This is a genomic window from Maritalea mobilis (genome assembly GCF_004363175.1).
Taxonomy (GTDB): Bacteria; Pseudomonadota; Alphaproteobacteria; order Rhizobiales; family Devosiaceae; genus Maritalea; species Maritalea mobilis.
In genome coordinates this window covers 178,575-194,023 of the sequence record NZ_SNYR01000002.1, presented here as the reverse complement: position 1 = coordinate 194,023, position 15,449 = coordinate 178,575, and the positions used below count along the sequence as shown (strand labels likewise).

The following is a 15,449-nucleotide window of genomic DNA, read 5'->3' as shown; positions in this document are numbered from 1 at the left end:
GATGTTTCTCCTCCTAACCCTGTAAAACTGAATTGATATGTTGCGCGGCGATCTTGCCATCTTCCACGGCCACCACGGTCAAATCTTCGCCGCCGACAATGCAGTCGCCGCCCGCCCAAATCTTTTGGTGTGAGGTTTGCCGCGTGTCGCTCACCTTGATCCGACCTTGCTCAAGCTCCACCTGATGGTCGCTCAAAAGGGTTGAATCAAATTTTTGACCAATCGCTTTAAAGATTTGATCGGCTTGAATAATTTGCATTTCGCCAGTGCCGGAAAGTTTGCCACTTGCATCAGAAGTTGTTTCAACCTCAAGTCCGCAAACCTCGCCTTGTTCATTTAGCTTGATGCTGTTTGGTTGCCGCCAATGCATGATCTTAACGCCATGGGTCTGCGCCAATTCCTGCTCATAAAGGCTGGCATTCATCGCATCTTGGCCACGGCGGTAGCAAATGGTCACATTCTCAGCGCCAAGCAATTTGGTCTGAATGGCAATATCGATGGCCGTCATGCCGCCGCCAATCACCACAACATTGCGCCCAACGGAAAGGATCGACTTATCCTCTGCCTGCCGCAACGCCGCAATATAGTCGATTGCATCTTCACACCCGGGCGCATTTTCGCCTTCAAGGTTGAGGCGGTTGGTGTTTTTAAGGCCAAGCCCCAAAAACACAGCGTCATAATCGCTGGTCAACTGGTCGAGCGCGATTTCTTCGCCCAGTCGCTGGCCGGTTTTGATTTCAATGCCGCCAATCTCCAGCAAAAACTCAATTTCGCGTTGCGCGAAATTCTCAGTCGATTTGTAGCTGGCAATGCCGAATTCATTCAGGCCGCCCGGCTTGTTGCGTGCTTCGAACACCGTCACGTCATGGCCTTCACGGGCCAAATGGTGCGCGCAGCTCATGCCCGCAGGCCCAGCGCCAACGATGGCGACCTTCTTGCCGGTCTCTGCTTTGCGGGTGAAGGGGTGAGGGCGCTTGCTTTCCATAAAGTGATCTGTTGCATAGCGTTGCAACTGACCGATCTTGACAGGCTTGCCTTCCGCTACTTCGCGGACGCAAACTTCTTCGCACAACGTTTCCGTAGGGCAAACGCGAGCGCACATGCCGCCCATAATATTCTGATTTAAGATTGTCTTCGCTGACCCGGTGGGGTTATCAGCGGAGATTTGTCGAATGAAAAGGGGAATGTCGATTGAAGTGGGGCAGGCCGTCATGCACGGCGCGTCATAACAAAAATAGCACCGCTCTGCCTCCACCTTGGCTTCATGCCAATCTAACGGTGCGTGTAGGTCCGAAAAATTTTCATCATATTCTGCTGCACTCAATCGTGCGCTTTGCACGTCGCGCGACAATGGCTGTCGATCAGACATTGTTCACCCCTCCCTAATTTGCCGCGAAATTAGAAGCAGCGATATCGTCTCAAAGTCTCCTCAAACTTTTTGACGTCCCAGCCATGGGGTTGGGCAGTTGCCACGCAAAAATCGCGATCCGATATCAAAATCTTGAATTATTTTTATCAAAAGGTCAAATTTTTAATTATGCCTATGTGGATTGCTTTGGAACAAGCTGCAAATTCAATCGTTTGTCGGGTAGAAAACGCGGCATTTTGGTGCACAAGGGCAAACATGTCTTGTTAGTTTCATCAATATGCATTAACAGCACTCATGCGAATTGTTCGCATTCTATAGTTGCTTTCCAATCCTTCTTTTTGAGGTGCATGCCCGTAAAACGGCTGAGGGAAGCTATGTGTGTGAATAGTCAAAAGAATTTGTGAAAATCGAGGTGAATACGATGGCTCATGTTGGCATGAAACTCCCTAAAGTGACCTTCCAGACTCGCGTTCGTGATGAGTCAATTGAAGGCCCAAACCCATTCCGTTGGGAAGCAAAAACAACTGACGATTATTTCAAAGGTAAGCGCGTTGTGCTGTTCTCATTGCCAGGCGCGTTCACCCCAACTTGCTCAACTTACCAGTTGCCGAACTACGAAAAGCTGCACGGTGAGTTTCAGGAAGAAGGCATCGACGCGATCTATTGCTTGAGCGTGAACGACGCATTTGTGATGAACAAATGGGGTAAAGACCAAGGCGTTGAAAATGTTGGTTTGATCCCAGATGGTTCAGGCGAATTTACCCGCAAAATGGGCATGTTGGTCAAAAAAGACAATCTTGGCTTTGGCTACCGCTCATGGCGTTATGCGGCGATCATTGACGATGGCATCTTGGTGGGCTGGTTCCCAGAAGAAGGCTTTGAAGATGATTGCGCAACAGACCCATATGATGTGTCTAGCCCAGAGCATGTTTTGGCATGGTTGCGCGACAACAAGCCATTCGATCAAGAGCAAGTTGCATAATCAGGCTTAGGCTTGAGTGAATTAAAGAAGGCGCGTTGTTTCAACGCGCCTTTTATTTTGCGCTATCGCGTTTTTCCAAAAACTGGATCAAAGAGGCGCTTGCGCCCAAAATATGGTCGCGTGTCAATTGCGCGGCCTTGGCAGCATCGCGCTCCACGCACGCTTCCAAAATGCCCAAATGCTCCCGGCGTGCCCGTTCCATGCCATTGGTCAGCACCAATTGCGCCCGCAAATAGCTTTCAATGCGATCAAGTGCTTGGTTCACAATTTTGAGGTGATAGGGGCGCTCTGCCTTCGCATAAAGCGCATAATGGAAGTCACGGTTTAAATCGCCATATTTGGCCGAATCTGTTTCCGTCGCAAACGCATCACAAGCACGCCGCGCCACATCCAACGTCGCATCATCCATATTCTCCACCGCATAGCGGATCACTTCACCTTCCAATAGCGCCCGGAACTCAAAAATCTCGCGCACTTCGTCAACGGAAAGGGAAGTCACCGTCGTGCCGCGATAGCGCTCGGTTTTCACCAAACCTTGCTGCTCAAGGCGGGAGAGGGCCTCGCGCACAGGGATGCGTGATGTGTTGAACATCTCCGCCAGTGCGTCCTGCCGCAAATGCTCGCCCGCTTCAATTTCGCCTGTAAAAATCGCTTCGCGCAGCGCTTCAAAAATCAAATCTGCGGCCGACGCAGACGCGCGCACATTGGTTGCATTAAATTTCATAAGTCCGATCTGTCCAACACAGAAAATATAAAGTCAGATTTTGCGACAACATAGTCCAGTCCCCTCCATTTCGCCAAGCCTAGATTAATGCCTTGTCCGCAAGTGCCTGCTTTTCAGGCGTTTTTTGCCGACTTATCCAAAGGTATAGCATATTTTATAAAGAATATTGTAGATTGTATCCAATTTTATGATATAGAGAAAAATGCAAGGCGCAAGTTTGGTCCCTGCGCTGCTTTTAAGGCCACGCCGCTGATTGGGTGTTGGTCCATGAGCAAAGGGGAGTGGTTGCGTCACGAAAACCGGGAGGAAACTATGAAATTTTTGAAAGTAGCTGCGATGGCGGCAATGGTGGCAGGCTTGGCTGCCCCACAAGCATTCGCTGATAAGTTGGATGATGTGATTAACAATGGCGTGCTGCGCTGTGCTGTGGTGTTGGACTTTCCACCAATTGGCTACCGCGATGCGAACAATGAACCTGCAGGCTTTGATGTTGAATATTGCAATGACATGGCAGCAGCCCTTGATGTTGATGCTGAAATCATCCCTGTGACTTGGGCAGAGCGTTTGCCAGCCATCGTCACCAACCGTGCGGACATCGTGTTCGGCGGCACATCTGACTCGCTAGAGCGCGCCAAAACAGTTGGCTTCTCCATTCCTTACGCGATTTACTTCGCGCAAGCAGTTGTCGGCAAAGATAGCGGCATCGAAAGCTTTGAGGACATGAAGGGCAAGCGCGTTGCCGCTGCTGTGGGCACCGTGCCTGAGCAAGAGTGGCTCAAAATTGCTGAAGAGTGGGGCGAAGAGAACCTTTACCAGGGCTATCAGAGCGAAAACGAAGTGTTCCTCGCTGTGGCACAAGGCAAAGCCGATGCAGGCATCACCACCAACACAGCGGTGAAGCCTGTAACTGACCAATATGACAGCGTTGTGCCTGGCCCGCGTATGCCGTGGACCACAGACTACACCTCAGTTGCAGGCCCTCGTAAAGACGTGTCTTGGCTCAACTATATCAACCTGTTCATCACCCATCAGGTGCGTTCAGGTCGTTATGAAGAGCTTTGGCAGAAATATGTTGGCGATAGCGCACCAGAACTGCGCATCCCTGGCGTGATGTACTAAGCGAGATTCAAGCCATCTGCCCGCGGCGACGCTCATGCGCTGCGGGCAGATCTTCCAACCACAAGCAAAGGAGGAGACGCGGTGAACTTTGATTACACGTTCCACTGGCGTCCGGTGATCCGCAAATTGCCAGAGCTGCTTGAAGCCAGCTTGGTCACATTGCAGATTTCGGTACTCTCCATGATTATTGGTATTGGCATTGGCTTGGTGTTGGCATTGTTGCGCATGGGTGGCCCAAAATACTTGTCTTGGATCGCCACCGCATGGGTTGAAACCGCCCGCAACACGCCCGCTCTGTTCCAGCTTTTCTTCTTCTCATTTGGGTTGGGTGCCTTCGGGTTGCACCTAACGCCTTATCTGATTGTTTTGGCCGGATTGTCCTTTAACAATGCAGGCTATCTGGCGGAAAATTTCCGTGGCGGATTTCAGGCGGTGCCGGATACGCAAATGCGCGCGGCGCGTTCGCTCGGCATGTCAACCACACAGGCCTATACGCGGATCATCATCCCGCAAGTGTTCCGCATTGTTTATCACCCCATGACCAACCAGCTGGTGTGGGCCGTGTTGATGAGCTCTTTGGCGATGATTGTCGGCTTCCGTGAATTGGCAGGTGAAACACAGGCGCAAGCCTTCAAGACCTTCCGTATCTTTGAGTATTTCGCGGTCACCGCGCTCATCTATTACGTGATGGTGAAAATGATTTTGGGCATCTCCAGGCTGCTGTCCTGGCGTTTGTTCCGGTACTAAGGGGAGGGATGGATAAATGAACGATTCAATCGCATTCTTCTCTGGCTTTGGCCCGAAAGACCTTTGGTTCCTAACCCAAGCTGCTTGGCAAACCTTGCTGATTTCCGTGCTTTCGATTTCTGGCGGCACAATCCTAGGCATCTTCTTTGGCTGGATCTTGTCAGAATCCAAAGTGGTCGGTGCCATCACCGTTGGGTTTATTCTGGACGCGTTCCGCTCCGTGCCGCTGATCATCCAACTGGTGCTGTTCTACAATCTGTTCAACGTCATCGGCTTGGCGGTCAGCCCATTTTGGGCAGGTGTCACCATTCTGGGTGTTTACACCTCCGCACTTGTGGCCAATGTGGCCCGTGGCGGCATTGAGGCTGTTGGCGCCCCCATGCGCCGCGCAGGTCGGTCGCTTGGCATGAGCTATTTGCAAACCATGCGTTATGTGGTGTGGCCCATCGGCTTGCGCGCCGTGTTCCCTTCATGGGTAGGCGTGGCGCTTGGCGTGCTGAAAGACAGTGCGCTGGTATCCGTGCTTGGCCATCCAGAACTCTTGAAAGTCGCGCGTGATTTGATCACGCGTACGCAACAACCCTTGCTTGTGCTCGCAGTAGCCGGCGCGTTCTATTTCGCGCTCTCATTCCCCATCTCGCGCTACGCAGCACATCTTGAAAGGAAGTGGCAGTCATGATCGAAATTAAAGAACTGCACAAATATTTCGGCGCTCTGCATGTGCTTAAGGGCATTGATCTCAATGTCAAAAAAGGCGAAGTGCTGTCCATCATTGGCGCATCCGGCTCTGGCAAATCCACGCTGCTTTATTGCATCAACGGGTTGGAGCCAATCCAACAAGGCGAGGTGAAGGTCGATGGCGTGTCCGTGCATGCCAAAGATACTGACCTCAACAAATTGCGCACGAAAATGGGCATGGTGTTCCAACAGTGGAATTCGTTCCCACATTTGAGCGCACTAGAAAATGTCGCCTTGGCCCCGCGCATTGTGAAGGGCAAATCAAAAGCGGAAAGCCGCGAGATTGCCCGCGCCCAGCTGGAGCATGTGGGCCTCAGCGACAAGATCGATGTGTACCCCTCAGCCTTGTCCGGCGGCCAGCAGCAGCGTTTGGCCATCGCCCGCGCTTTGGCGATGGAGCCGGAATATATGCTGTTTGACGAAGCCACATCTGCGCTGGACCCTGAATTGGTGGGCGAAGTGTTGGACACAATGCGGCTTTTGGCAGAAGAGGGCATGACCATGATTTGCGTCACCCACGAAATGGGCTTCGCCCGTGATGTGAGTGATCGCGTGGCCTACTTCCATCAAGGTGTGATGGAAGAAATTGGCCCACCCGAACAGATTTTCGGCAAACCGGAAAGCGCGCACACGGCGAAGTTTTTGGCCAACGTGCGATAGGTTTTCTATAAGAATAACAGAACGAATTTGTGCAGGGCGGAATCGCCCTGCCAAGAGATAGCTATTGCGAAGGAAAAGGTGCAATGACTGCGAATATTTTTACGGGATGCATCCCAGCTTTGATGACCCCCTGTAAGGCGGACCGTACGCCAGACTTTGATGCGTTGGTGCGCAAGGGCAAAGAATTGATTGAGGCGGGCATGTCTGCCGTTGTGTATTGCGGCTCAATGGGTGATTGGCCGTTGCTCACCGATGAAGAGCGTCAAACAGGCGTGGCCCGTTTGGTGGAAGCTGGCGTGCCAACTATCGTCGGCACAGGCGCGGTAAACTCAAAAATCGCCGCAGAGCATGCTGCCCACGCACAAAAAGTTGGCGCCCATGGCCTTATGGTGATCCCGCGCGTTCTGTCACGTGGCACATCCATCCCGGCGCAACGCGCACACTTTGCGGGCATCTTGAACGCAGCGCCTGATCTGCCAGCGGTGATTTACAATAGCCCATATTATGGCTTCGCCACCCGTGCTGATTTGTTCTTTGATCTGCGCAAAGACCATAAGAATCTGGTCGGATTCAAAGAGTTCGGCGGCAAAGACGATTTGCGCTACGCCGCGGAATATATCACCAGCCAATCCGACGAAGTGACGTTGATGATCGGCGTGGACACAACCGTTGTGCACGGCTTTGTCAATTGCGGCGCAGGTGGTGCCATCACAGGCATCGGCAATGCGTTGCCAAAAGAAGTGCTCCACCTCGTGGCCCTGTCGCAAAAAGCAGCCACTGGCAACGCCGCTGCGCGGGTAAAAGCCAATGAGCTGGACGAAGCCTTGGCTGTTCTGTCCTCATTCGATGAGGGCGCAGATCTGGTGCTTTATTACAAGCATTTGATGGTGCTCAACGGCGACAGCGAATATGAATTGCACTTCAACGAAACCGACAAATTGTCGGATGCCCAGCGTAATTACGTTGAACAACAATATGCTTTGTTCCGCGCTTGGTATAAAGATTGGAGCCAGCAACCGGACGTGTTGGCCCTCAACGACTAATTCAAAAAATACGCCAAACCACGATCCAGTAGATTGGAGTAACTAATGGAATATAAAAGCTTTATTGGCGGTGCCTGGCATGAAACATCTGACAGCACCCCCAATGTAAACCCATCGGACACCTCAGACATTTTGGGGCATGCCGCCGTGGGTGGCGCTGATGATATGGCCCGCGCAATTGACGCGGCCGCTGGCGCCGCCGCACAATGGGCAAAATCCACACCGCAGCAACGTTTTGACGTGCTGGACTTTATCGGCAGTGAGATTTTGGCGCGCAAAGCTGAACTAGGTGAATTGCTGTCACGTGAAGAGGGCAAAACCCTGCCTGAAGGTATTGGCGAAGCTGCACGTGCCGGCCAAATCTTCAAATTCTTCGCGGGCGAAACCTTGCGCCAAACAGGCGATATTCTCGCCTCTGTGCGTCCCGGTATCGGCGTGGACGTTACCCGTTCGCCAATTGGCGTTGTCGGCCTCATTACGCCGTGGAACTTCCCCATTGCGATTCCCGCATGGAAAATTGCGCCAGCTTTGGCTTTCGGCAATGCTGTTGTGTTGAAGCCAGCCGAATTGGTGCCCGGTTGCGCCCATGCCTTGGCGGACATCATCTCTCGCTCTGGCTTGCCAGAAGGCGTGTTCAACCTCGTGTTTGGCCGGGGCTCAGTTGTCGGGCCAGAATTGATCGGCTCGAAAAAAGTCAACGCCATCAGCTTTACAGGCTCTGTGGGCACAGGTCGTTCAATCGCAGCTGATTGCGGCAAGATGCTGAAAAAAGTGCAGCTTGAAATGGGCGGTAAAAACCCAATGGTTGTGCTGGACGATGCAGACCTCGACATTGCTGTTGATGCCTGCGTGAACGGCGCTTACTTCTCCACTGGCCAACGCTGCACCGCCTCATCACGCTTGATCGTGACCGAAGGCATCCACGACAAATTTGTGGCGGCAGTTGAAGAACGGTTGAACAACCTCAATGTGGGCCATGCCTTGCGCAAAGAAACCCACATCGGGCCGGTTGTCGACGAAAAGCAGCTTCAACAAGACCTAGATTATGTGGACATTGCAGCGAAAGATGGCGGCAAAGTCATCGGCGGTCAGCGTTTGAACCGCGACACAGAAGGCTTCTTCATGGCGCCTGCCTTGGTGACTGAAACCACCAACGACATGCGCATCAACCGCGAAGAAGTGTTCGGCCCCGTGGCCAGCGTGGTGCGCGTAAAGGATTATGATGAGGCGCTTGCCGTGGCCAATGACACCGAGTTCGGCCTGTCATCCGGCATCTGCACCACATCGCTGAAGCACGCGTCACACTTCAAAGCCAATGCCGAAGCCGGCATGGTAATGGTGAACTTGCCTACTGCTGGCGTGGATTATCACGTGCCATTTGGCGGCACCAAAGCCTCGAGCTTTGGCTCACGCGAGCAGGGCACTTACGCGGCGGAGTTCTACACCACCGTTAAAACAGCTTACACCCTCCCATAAGGTGTGCGTCCGGCGGTGGTGCACGCCGCCGGGCATTTCTTCAATTTTTCAGAGGCGCATATGGCCACGCAACCCAAACATGATGTGATTATTATCGGCGCCGGCATCATTGGCTTGGCCATCGCCCATTATGTGCAGCAGACCGGGCGTAAGGTTACGCTGGTGGACCGCAAGGGCGTGGCGCAGGAAGCCAGCTTTGGCAATGCCGGGGCCTTTGCCTTGGCCGATATTTTCCCGCTGGCCTCGCCGGGTATCATGCGCAAAGCGCCAAAATGGCTGCTTGATCCGCTGGGGCCACTCTCGGTGCGCCCGCAATATGCCCTCAATATTGTGCCTTATCTGCTCAAATTCTTCCGCGCCTCCTGGCCGGACCAACACCGCAAATCCATCGTCGCCCAATCTGCTTTGCTCGACCTTGCCGCCAGCGAAGTCGATCGCATGGCCCAGATCCCACAGATCGGCAATCAAATCCGTACCGATGGCGCGCTGCACCTTTATGAAAGTGAGCGCGAGTTCGCTGCCAGCCAATCCAGCTGGCAAGCGCGACAGGAATTCGGCATTGAGTTTGAACATCTGGACGCCACCCGCTTAGCCGACTTGCAGCCGGGCCTCTCCAACCACATCAAACGCGCGACCTTCATTCCCAAATGGCAAACGGTCAATGACCCGTTTGAATTTGCCCAAACCCTATGGCGCTTGGTGCAGCAGGATGGCGGCGAGCTGATCGAGCAAGACGTCAAAGCCATTTCTCAAGCTGGCGAAGTGACGTTGCAGAATGGCGAAACACTTTCCGCCAATCACCTAGTTGTCGCAGCTGGTGCATGGTCGCATCAGTTGGCGAAGCAGGTGGGCGACCATATTCCGCTTGAAAGCGAACGCGGCTACAACACCACTTTGCCTGCTGAGGCCTTCGACCTAAAGCGTCAATTGATCTTTGGCGAGCATGGCTTTGTTATGACTCCGCTTTCCACTGGCATCCGTGTCGGCGGCGCGGTGGAATTTGCCGGGCTGGATGCCGCGCCAAATTTCAAACGCTCAGAGATCATGCTGCAAAAAGCCAAGCGCTTTATGCCAGACTTGAAAACCGAGCAGGGCACCCAATGGATGGGCTTTAGACCCTCCTTGCCAGACACATTGCCCGCCATCGGCAAAAGCGCCCACACACCAAATATTAGCTATGCCTTCGGCCACGGCCATCTGGGGCTCACCCAGTGTTTTGCCACGGGCAAACTGATGGCCGAACTGATTGACGGTCAAGCCCCGTCACTTGATTTAACTCCCTTTAATCCATCTCGTTTTTAGGAAACCTACATGGCGAAACACAGCTTTTTCTGCATTGATGGACATACTTGCGGCAATCCCGTGCGCCTTGTGGCGGGCGGTGGGCCAGACCTGAAAGGCGCGAACATGATCGAAAAGCGCGCCCACTTTCTGGCCGAATATGATTGGGTGCGCCTCAGCCTGATGTTTGAACCACGCGGGCATGACATTATGTCGGGTTCTATTCTGTATCCGCCCACCCGCGACGACTGCGACATCGCCATCCTCTTTATCGAGACATCCGGCTGTCTGCCCATGTGCGGCCACGGCACCATCGGCACCGTCACCATGGCGCTGGAAGAAGGGCTGGTCACGCCAAAAGAACCGGGCGTGCTCTATCTCGATGCCCCTGCCGGGCGCATCAAGGCCGAATACACCATGAAGGACGGATATGTAGAAGAAGTGCGCATCACCAATGTGCCGAGTTTCCTTTATGCCAAGGGCCTAACCGCCACTGTGCCTGATCTGGGCGAAATCACTGTCGATGTTTCCTATGGCGGCAATTTCTACGCCATCGTCGAAGCACAGGAAAATTTCAAAGATATTGAAGGCTTGTCATCCCTCGATTTGATCCGCTGGTCTCCGCAATTGCGCGCCGCGCTCAATGAGAAATACGAGTTTGTGCACCCCGAGCATCCTGAGATTAACGGCCTAAGCCACATCCTCTGGACAGGCGCCGCCCGCGATCCCGAAGCCACGGCCCGCAATGCCGTGTTCTATGGCGACAAAGCCATCGACCGTTCACCTTGTGGCACCGGCACATCGGCCCGTATGGCCCATTGGGTCGCCATGGGCGACTTGGCCGTAGGCGAGGATTTCGTGCATGAAAGCATCATCGGCTCGCTGTTCCGCGGCCGGGTGGAAGCGGCCACCAAAGTGGGTGACCGCGATGCCATTATCCCATCAATTGGCGGCTGGGCCCGCAAAACCGGATACAACACGATCTTTGTCGATGATCGTGACCCATTCAAACACGGCTTCATTTTGCCATAGGCAAAGGGGCGAGGGAGGACTTTATGAAAATCACAGCACTGCGTGTCTATCAGATTGATTTGCCGTTGCGGGAGGGCCGTTACAACTGGTCAAACGGCAATTTTGTTGAAGTGTTTGATTCAACCGTTCTGGCGGTGGAAACCGATGCGGGGATCACTGGCTATGCTGAATGCTGTCCGCTCGGCTCCGCCTATTTGCCTAGCTATGCCAAAGGCGTGCGCGAAGGGCTGAAAGAGCTGGCACCCCACGTGATCGGCCTTGATCCACGCGATCTGAACATCATCAATAACGCTATGGATGCTGGCTTGCGCGGTCACCTATACGCCAAAGCCCCCATCGATATCGCCTGTTGGGACATTTTGGGCAAAGCCACAAACCTGCCAGTTTACACCCTGTTGGGTGGGAAACAGCAAGAAAAGGTTGCGCTTTATCGCGCCATCTCGCAGGAAGACCCGGAGGTGATGGCCAAGAAGATCGACGGCTACCGCAACGAAGGCTACACCAAATTCCAGCTGAAAGTCGGCGGCGATGCCAATGATGACATTGCCCGCATCCACGCCACCCGCGAGGTGTTAGACCGGGGCGAAGTGCTGGTGGCAGATGCCAATACAGGTTGGAACCGTCACGAAGCCGCGCGCGTCGCTGCCGCGGTGGCCCATCTGGATGTTTATATCGAACAGCCCTGCATGACTTATGAGGAATGCTTGTCCATTCGTCGCCGAACCGCGCGGCCTTTTATCATGGATGAAAACATCTTCGATGAAGCCATGCTGCGCAAAGGCTTGGCTGACGATGCTATGGACGCGATCAATCTGAAAATCTCAAAGGTCGGCGGCCTCACCAAAGCACGCCTGATGCGCGATATTTGCGTGAGCGCGGGCGTGGCCATGACCATTGAGGACACATGGGGCGGCGATATCGTCACCGCCACCATCGCCCATCTGGCCGCCTCCACACCGGAAGCGTTCTCCTTCTCCGCCACGGACTTTAACTCCTATGGCACCGTAGATTTCGCCGCAGGCGCCCCCAAACGCGTGGACGGCTTTATGTCACCAGCGGATGCACCAGGCTTGGGTGTCGAGCCAGATTTTGACGTTTTGGGTGAACCCGAATTTGAATTGAGAGGCTAATATGCGGTCGAGCAAAACCATTCATGTGGTGTCCTGCCACGCCGAAGGCGAAGTGGGCGATGTGATTGTCGGTGGCGTTGCGCCACCGCCGGGCGACACCCTTTGGGAACAACGCAAATTCATCGAGCAGGATGAAACATTGCGCAATTTCATGCTGAACGAGCCACGCGGCGGCGTTTTCCGCCATGTGAACCTGCTGGTGCCGCCAAAGCATCCCGAAGCACAAATGGGATTCATCATCATGGAACCAGCCGATACGCCACCCATGTCTGGCTCCAACTCCATCTGCGTGTCCACCGTGCTGCTCGACAGCGGCATCCTGCCGATGACAGAGCCGGAAACGCACCTGACATTGGAAGCGCCGGGAGGCCTGATAAAAGTGGTGGCGCAATGCAAAAATGGCAAAGCCGAAAGCATCACCGTCACCAATGTGAAAAGCTTCGTCGACCAACTTCAGGTGCCGCTTCAAGTTGAAGGTTTGGGCGAAATCATCGTCGACACCGCCTATGGAGGCGACAGCTTTGTGATGGTAGATGCAGAAGCATTGGGCGTTGAGATCAAACCGGAAAATGCCAAAAAGCTGGCTGACCTCGGCACCAAAATCACCGCTGCTGCAAATGCACAGCTTGGCTTCACCCACCCGGAAAATCCGGATTGGGATCATATTTCCTTCTGCCAATTCATGGGCAAAACCACTCGCGAAGGAAACACCCTATCCGGCGCCAATGCCGTGGCCATCCGTCCGGGTAAAATCGACCGCTCCCCCACCGGCACAGGCTGCTCCGCCCGCATGGCGCTGATGCTGGCCAAGGGCGAAATGGAGGCGACCGACAAATATATCGCTACCTCGATCACCGGCTCAAAGTTCAATTGCGATATTGCCGAACAGGTCAAATGCGGTGACCGTAAGGCTATCCTACCGCGCATCAATGGCCGCGCCTGGATCACGGGCACACACCAGCACATGCTGGACCCATCTGACCCCTGGCCAGAAGGCTACCGCCTCAGCGACACATGGCCGATGGATCAGGACTAAAGCTCATCCCAAGGGGTAAGATTATGGCGCTTGCGATCCCAGCGATAGTAAGCCGCCATAATCGCTGAATAGATCAATCCACCCAGCAGGCCGGTGCCGATCATAAAAGGCAGCGTCATGCCCGGCCAACCGAACGGGTTAAAGAGCCACAGCACAACCCACATCATCAGGAAAAACACGCCATGGACCAGAAACACTTGGCCAAAAGTGGCGTAGTGCGGCGGGCGGACCTTTAAGCCCATCATCCGATAAATCTTATTGAGTGGTTGGTCGTGGTTGGCACCCCAAATCTTTGAGGCACGGAGCTCTTCGATTGCCTTTTGATATTTCTCATCAAAGCTCATCGAACTGCTACAACTCTTCCCACCGAGACAAGGTGCAGGCGTCGCGCTCATTCTCCGCCTGTGCGCAGAAAAATGTCGCAAACAACAGGCCGTAAGTCACAAACATCAGGGGCAAAAAGGGCAGCGGTAATGAGAAGCCAAAAATGTTCTTGAGCCAGATGCAGTTTGCCATGCTAACCAAAATGCCAAACAGCAAGGTTTGCTGCACAAACAATTGCAAAATGGGGCGATAATGTAATGGGCGGATCGGCAAGCCAAACCGATGGAATGAATTGTCCAGCCAACGCAGCTGCACAATCGACATCAGGCCGCAATCTTGAATTTCGCGCAGGGCGTTTTCATACTTCTGAGTGAATGACATTAAATAAATCCGCAACCGATCAATAGGTTGCAGTATCTATTAGTTCGCCCCTAATTACAAACGATTATGCTTCAACGCGTTTTGGCGCGCTGCGCACGGCGCTGTCCAATTCCAACAGCACACGAATATTGCGACGATTGTCGGTTAGGTCTGCGATATTATATTCATCCAACACGTCGAAAAACGCATTCAGGGCGCGATAAAGCGCATGGTTGAAGCCGCAAGTGCCGATCAGCGGGCAGGTGTTCGATTCGAGATCAAAACATTCTGCCATGTCGAAATTATCTTCCGTTGCGCGGATCACTTCGCCCAAGCCAATCTCATCGGCAGGGCGTTTGAGCTTGATGCCCCCATGGCGGCCGCGTACCGTTTCCACAAAGCCAGATGCATTCAAAATCTGTAAGATCTTGAAAAGAAAGGTTTCTGAGATGTCATAAAACTCAGCAATGTCAGAAATCTTGCTCAATTTCTCATTGCTGGCGCAATACATCAGAATGCGCACAGCATAATTGGACTGTTTAGTTAAACGCATGGCTTTGTCCTAACTTGAGATTTACCCTCATCATAAGGCGATCGCTGAAAAAACTCAAATCTAAATCAACCCGAAATTGCGTAGTAACCGCAAAAGCTGTGCGCTGGTGTCACACCCATTAGGTGGCGTTTGCCATTGCATATGTTGCGATCCCTGTGTTCTACAAAGAGTAAGTTTTTAAAGTGGACACTGGAATTATGTTTGAATTTTTGCTCGCTCTTTTCGTATTTTTGTTTGCGCACATCTTGCCACAAATTGGCGACCTTCGCGGCAAGATCATTTCGCTAACCAGCCGAAAAACATACATAATTGGCTATTCGATCTTTTCGACCGTGCTTTTGGTGTGGCTGGTTTCCGCCGCTCTGCGTGCGCCGCGCACAATCTTCTATGCGCCAGATCCATTCACGGTGCGCATCGCCATGGCACTGATGCTGGTCGCGATCATCCTGTTCGTCATGGGCGCAGCGCGGCCTAACTCACTGTCAGTGTCATTTCGTCGCAACCTTCAGCAAGAAGTGGCCCATCCCGGCATTCTCGCATTGGTGCGGCACCCGATCATCACGGCCTTTGGCCTATGGGCGTTCGCACACATTTTGGTCAATGGCGAGCTGGCCAACATCTTGCTGTTTGGCATCATGTTGGCATTCTCAGTGCTGGGCATTGTGCGGTTAAATACGTCGAAGACGAAAAAGCTCAGTGCAGAAGATTACGCATTGGCCAAACAAAAAGAAGCAGGGAGCTGGTCACAGCGCGCCCGTCGTGCTTTGGATTGGCAATTGGCCATTGAGCTTGTGGTTGGCATCATCGCTTACATGGCGATTTTACACGCCCACGGCCCCGTAATCGGTGTCGATCCACTGGCATATTTCTAGAAT

The 15,449-nt window shown here is 53.3% G+C and carries 17 protein-coding genes; 12 read left to right on the top strand and 5 right to left on the bottom strand.

Annotated features, from left to right (window positions below):
* Window positions 1-13: 13 nt before the first annotated feature.
* Complete coding sequence (locus tag ATL17_RS08725; RefSeq protein WP_133572425.1) at window positions 14-1,369, bottom strand: NAD(P)-dependent oxidoreductase; 1,356 nt, start codon at window positions 1,367-1,369, stop codon at window positions 14-16.
* A gap of 421 nt (window positions 1,370-1,790) precedes the next feature.
* Here ATL17_RS08725 and ATL17_RS08720 point away from each other — a divergent pair, with 421 nt between their 5' ends.
* Complete coding sequence (locus ATL17_RS08720) at window positions 1,791-2,351, top strand: peroxiredoxin (RefSeq protein ID WP_208111172.1); 561 nt, start codon at window positions 1,791-1,793, stop codon at window positions 2,349-2,351.
* Window positions 2,352-2,403: 52 nt separating this feature from the next.
* On the opposite strand, the gene ATL17_RS08715 is transcribed toward ATL17_RS08720, so the two are convergent.
* Window positions 2,404-3,075, bottom strand: coding sequence for a GntR family transcriptional regulator (locus tag ATL17_RS08715; RefSeq protein ID WP_133572424.1), 672 nt, complete (start codon window positions 3,073-3,075; stop codon window positions 2,404-2,406).
* A 312-nt stretch (window positions 3,076-3,387) separates the two neighbouring features.
* Between ATL17_RS08715 and ATL17_RS08710 the strand changes: the two genes are divergently transcribed.
* From ATL17_RS08710 to ATL17_RS08665, 10 genes are all read left to right on the top strand, one after another.
* Complete coding sequence (locus tag ATL17_RS08710; RefSeq protein ID WP_208111171.1) at window positions 3,388-4,194, top strand: transporter substrate-binding domain-containing protein; 807 nt, start codon at window positions 3,388-3,390, stop codon at window positions 4,192-4,194.
* Window positions 4,195-4,275: 81 nt separating this feature from the next.
* Complete coding sequence (locus tag ATL17_RS08705) at window positions 4,276-4,941, top strand: amino acid ABC transporter permease (protein WP_208111170.1); 666 nt, start codon at window positions 4,276-4,278, stop codon at window positions 4,939-4,941.
* A 16-nt stretch (window positions 4,942-4,957) separates the two neighbouring features.
* Window positions 4,958-5,620, top strand: coding sequence for an amino acid ABC transporter permease (locus tag ATL17_RS08700; protein WP_133572423.1), 663 nt, complete (start codon window positions 4,958-4,960; stop codon window positions 5,618-5,620).
* Window positions 5,617-6,339 (top strand): amino acid ABC transporter ATP-binding protein, encoded by a 723-nt coding sequence (locus ATL17_RS08695; protein WP_133572422.1) that lies wholly within the window; start codon window positions 5,617-5,619, stop codon window positions 6,337-6,339. Before ATL17_RS08700 ends, ATL17_RS08695 begins: the two co-directional genes overlap by 4 nt.
* An 83-nt stretch (window positions 6,340-6,422) precedes the next feature.
* The gene (locus tag ATL17_RS08690; protein WP_133572421.1) at window positions 6,423-7,382 is read left to right on the top strand and encodes a dihydrodipicolinate synthase family protein; all 960 of its coding nucleotides are present in this window, start codon (window positions 6,423-6,425) and stop codon (window positions 7,380-7,382) included.
* Window positions 7,383-7,427: 45 nt separating this feature from the next.
* The gene (locus ATL17_RS08685; protein ID WP_133572420.1) at window positions 7,428-8,858 is read left to right on the top strand and encodes an aldehyde dehydrogenase family protein; all 1,431 of its coding nucleotides are present in this window, start codon (window positions 7,428-7,430) and stop codon (window positions 8,856-8,858) included.
* 60 nt (window positions 8,859-8,918) lie between these two features.
* The gene (locus ATL17_RS08680) at window positions 8,919-10,160 is read left to right on the top strand and encodes an NAD(P)/FAD-dependent oxidoreductase (protein WP_133572419.1); all 1,242 of its coding nucleotides are present in this window, start codon (window positions 8,919-8,921) and stop codon (window positions 10,158-10,160) included.
* A 9-nt stretch (window positions 10,161-10,169) separates the two neighbouring features.
* A complete protein-coding gene (locus tag ATL17_RS08675; protein ID WP_133572418.1) occupies window positions 10,170-11,171 on the top strand; it encodes a 4-hydroxyproline epimerase in 1,002 nt (333 codons plus the stop codon).
* A 23-nt stretch (window positions 11,172-11,194) separates the two neighbouring features.
* Window positions 11,195-12,301 (top strand): cis-3-hydroxy-L-proline dehydratase, encoded by a 1,107-nt coding sequence (locus ATL17_RS08670; protein WP_133572417.1) that lies wholly within the window; start codon window positions 11,195-11,197, stop codon window positions 12,299-12,301.
* 1 nt (window position 12,302) lies between these two features.
* Window positions 12,303-13,337, top strand: a complete 1,035-nt coding sequence (locus ATL17_RS08665; protein WP_133572416.1) for a trans-3-hydroxy-L-proline dehydratase — start codon at window positions 12,303-12,305, stop codon at window positions 13,335-13,337.
* Here the strand turns inward: ATL17_RS08665 and ATL17_RS08660 are convergent.
* From ATL17_RS08660 to rirA, 3 genes are all read right to left on the bottom strand, one after another.
* Window positions 13,334-13,681 carry a DUF6404 family protein gene (locus ATL17_RS08660; protein ID WP_133572415.1) on the bottom strand — a complete coding sequence of 116 codons (348 nt, stop codon included), beginning with the start codon at window positions 13,679-13,681 and terminating at the stop codon, window positions 13,334-13,336. The two genes, ATL17_RS08665 and ATL17_RS08660, sit on opposite strands and share 4 nt — an antisense overlap.
* A gap of 7 nt (window positions 13,682-13,688) precedes the next feature.
* Window positions 13,689-14,042 carry a DUF6404 family protein gene (locus tag ATL17_RS08655; protein WP_133572414.1) on the bottom strand — a complete coding sequence of 118 codons (354 nt, stop codon included), beginning with the start codon at window positions 14,040-14,042 and terminating at the stop codon, window positions 13,689-13,691.
* Window positions 14,043-14,106: 64 nt separating this feature from the next.
* Window positions 14,107-14,574: an iron-responsive transcriptional regulator RirA gene (gene rirA, locus ATL17_RS08650; RefSeq protein ID WP_133572413.1), complete on the bottom strand. Its 468-nt coding sequence runs from the start codon at window positions 14,572-14,574 to the stop codon at window positions 14,107-14,109.
* Between the two features lie 197 nt (window positions 14,575-14,771).
* Between rirA and ATL17_RS08645 the strand changes: the two genes are divergently transcribed.
* On the top strand, window positions 14,772-15,446 hold the full coding sequence (locus ATL17_RS08645; RefSeq protein WP_133572412.1) for an NnrU family protein: 675 nt from the start codon (window positions 14,772-14,774) through the stop codon (window positions 15,444-15,446).
* Window positions 15,447-15,449: the final 3 nt, after the last annotated feature.

Excerpts from the sequence above, each read along its gene's own strand:
- ATL17_RS08725 (WP_133572425.1), bottom strand. The coding sequence starts at position 1,369 with ATGTCTGATCGACAGCCATTGTCGCGCGACGTGCAAAGCGCACGATTG.
- ATL17_RS08720 (WP_208111172.1), top strand. The coding sequence starts at position 1,791 with ATGGCTCATGTTGGCATGAAACTCCCTAAAGTGACCTTCCAGACTCGC.
- ATL17_RS08715 (WP_133572424.1), bottom strand. The coding sequence starts at position 3,075 with ATGAAATTTAATGCAACCAATGTGCGCGCGTCTGCGTCGGCCGCAGAT.
- ATL17_RS08710 (WP_208111171.1), top strand. The coding sequence starts at position 3,388 with ATGAAATTTTTGAAAGTAGCTGCGATGGCGGCAATGGTGGCAGGCTTG.
- ATL17_RS08700 (WP_133572423.1), top strand. The coding sequence starts at position 4,958 with ATGAACGATTCAATCGCATTCTTCTCTGGCTTTGGCCCGAAAGACCTT.
- ATL17_RS08695 (WP_133572422.1), top strand. The coding sequence starts at position 5,617 with ATGATCGAAATTAAAGAACTGCACAAATATTTCGGCGCTCTGCATGTG.
- ATL17_RS08690 (WP_133572421.1), top strand. The coding sequence starts at position 6,423 with ATGACTGCGAATATTTTTACGGGATGCATCCCAGCTTTGATGACCCCC.
- ATL17_RS08685 (WP_133572420.1), top strand. The coding sequence starts at position 7,428 with ATGGAATATAAAAGCTTTATTGGCGGTGCCTGGCATGAAACATCTGAC.
- ATL17_RS08680 (WP_133572419.1), top strand. The coding sequence starts at position 8,919 with ATGGCCACGCAACCCAAACATGATGTGATTATTATCGGCGCCGGCATC.
- ATL17_RS08675 (WP_133572418.1), top strand. The coding sequence starts at position 10,170 with ATGGCGAAACACAGCTTTTTCTGCATTGATGGACATACTTGCGGCAAT.
- ATL17_RS08670 (WP_133572417.1), top strand. The coding sequence starts at position 11,195 with ATGAAAATCACAGCACTGCGTGTCTATCAGATTGATTTGCCGTTGCGG.
- ATL17_RS08665 (WP_133572416.1), top strand. The coding sequence starts at position 12,303 with ATGCGGTCGAGCAAAACCATTCATGTGGTGTCCTGCCACGCCGAAGGC.
- ATL17_RS08660 (WP_133572415.1), bottom strand. The coding sequence starts at position 13,681 with ATGAGCTTTGATGAGAAATATCAAAAGGCAATCGAAGAGCTCCGTGCC.
- ATL17_RS08655 (WP_133572414.1), bottom strand. The coding sequence starts at position 14,042 with ATGTCATTCACTCAGAAGTATGAAAACGCCCTGCGCGAAATTCAAGAT.
- rirA (WP_133572413.1), bottom strand. The coding sequence starts at position 14,574 with ATGCGTTTAACTAAACAGTCCAATTATGCTGTGCGCATTCTGATGTAT.
- ATL17_RS08645 (WP_133572412.1), top strand. The coding sequence starts at position 14,772 with ATGTTTGAATTTTTGCTCGCTCTTTTCGTATTTTTGTTTGCGCACATC.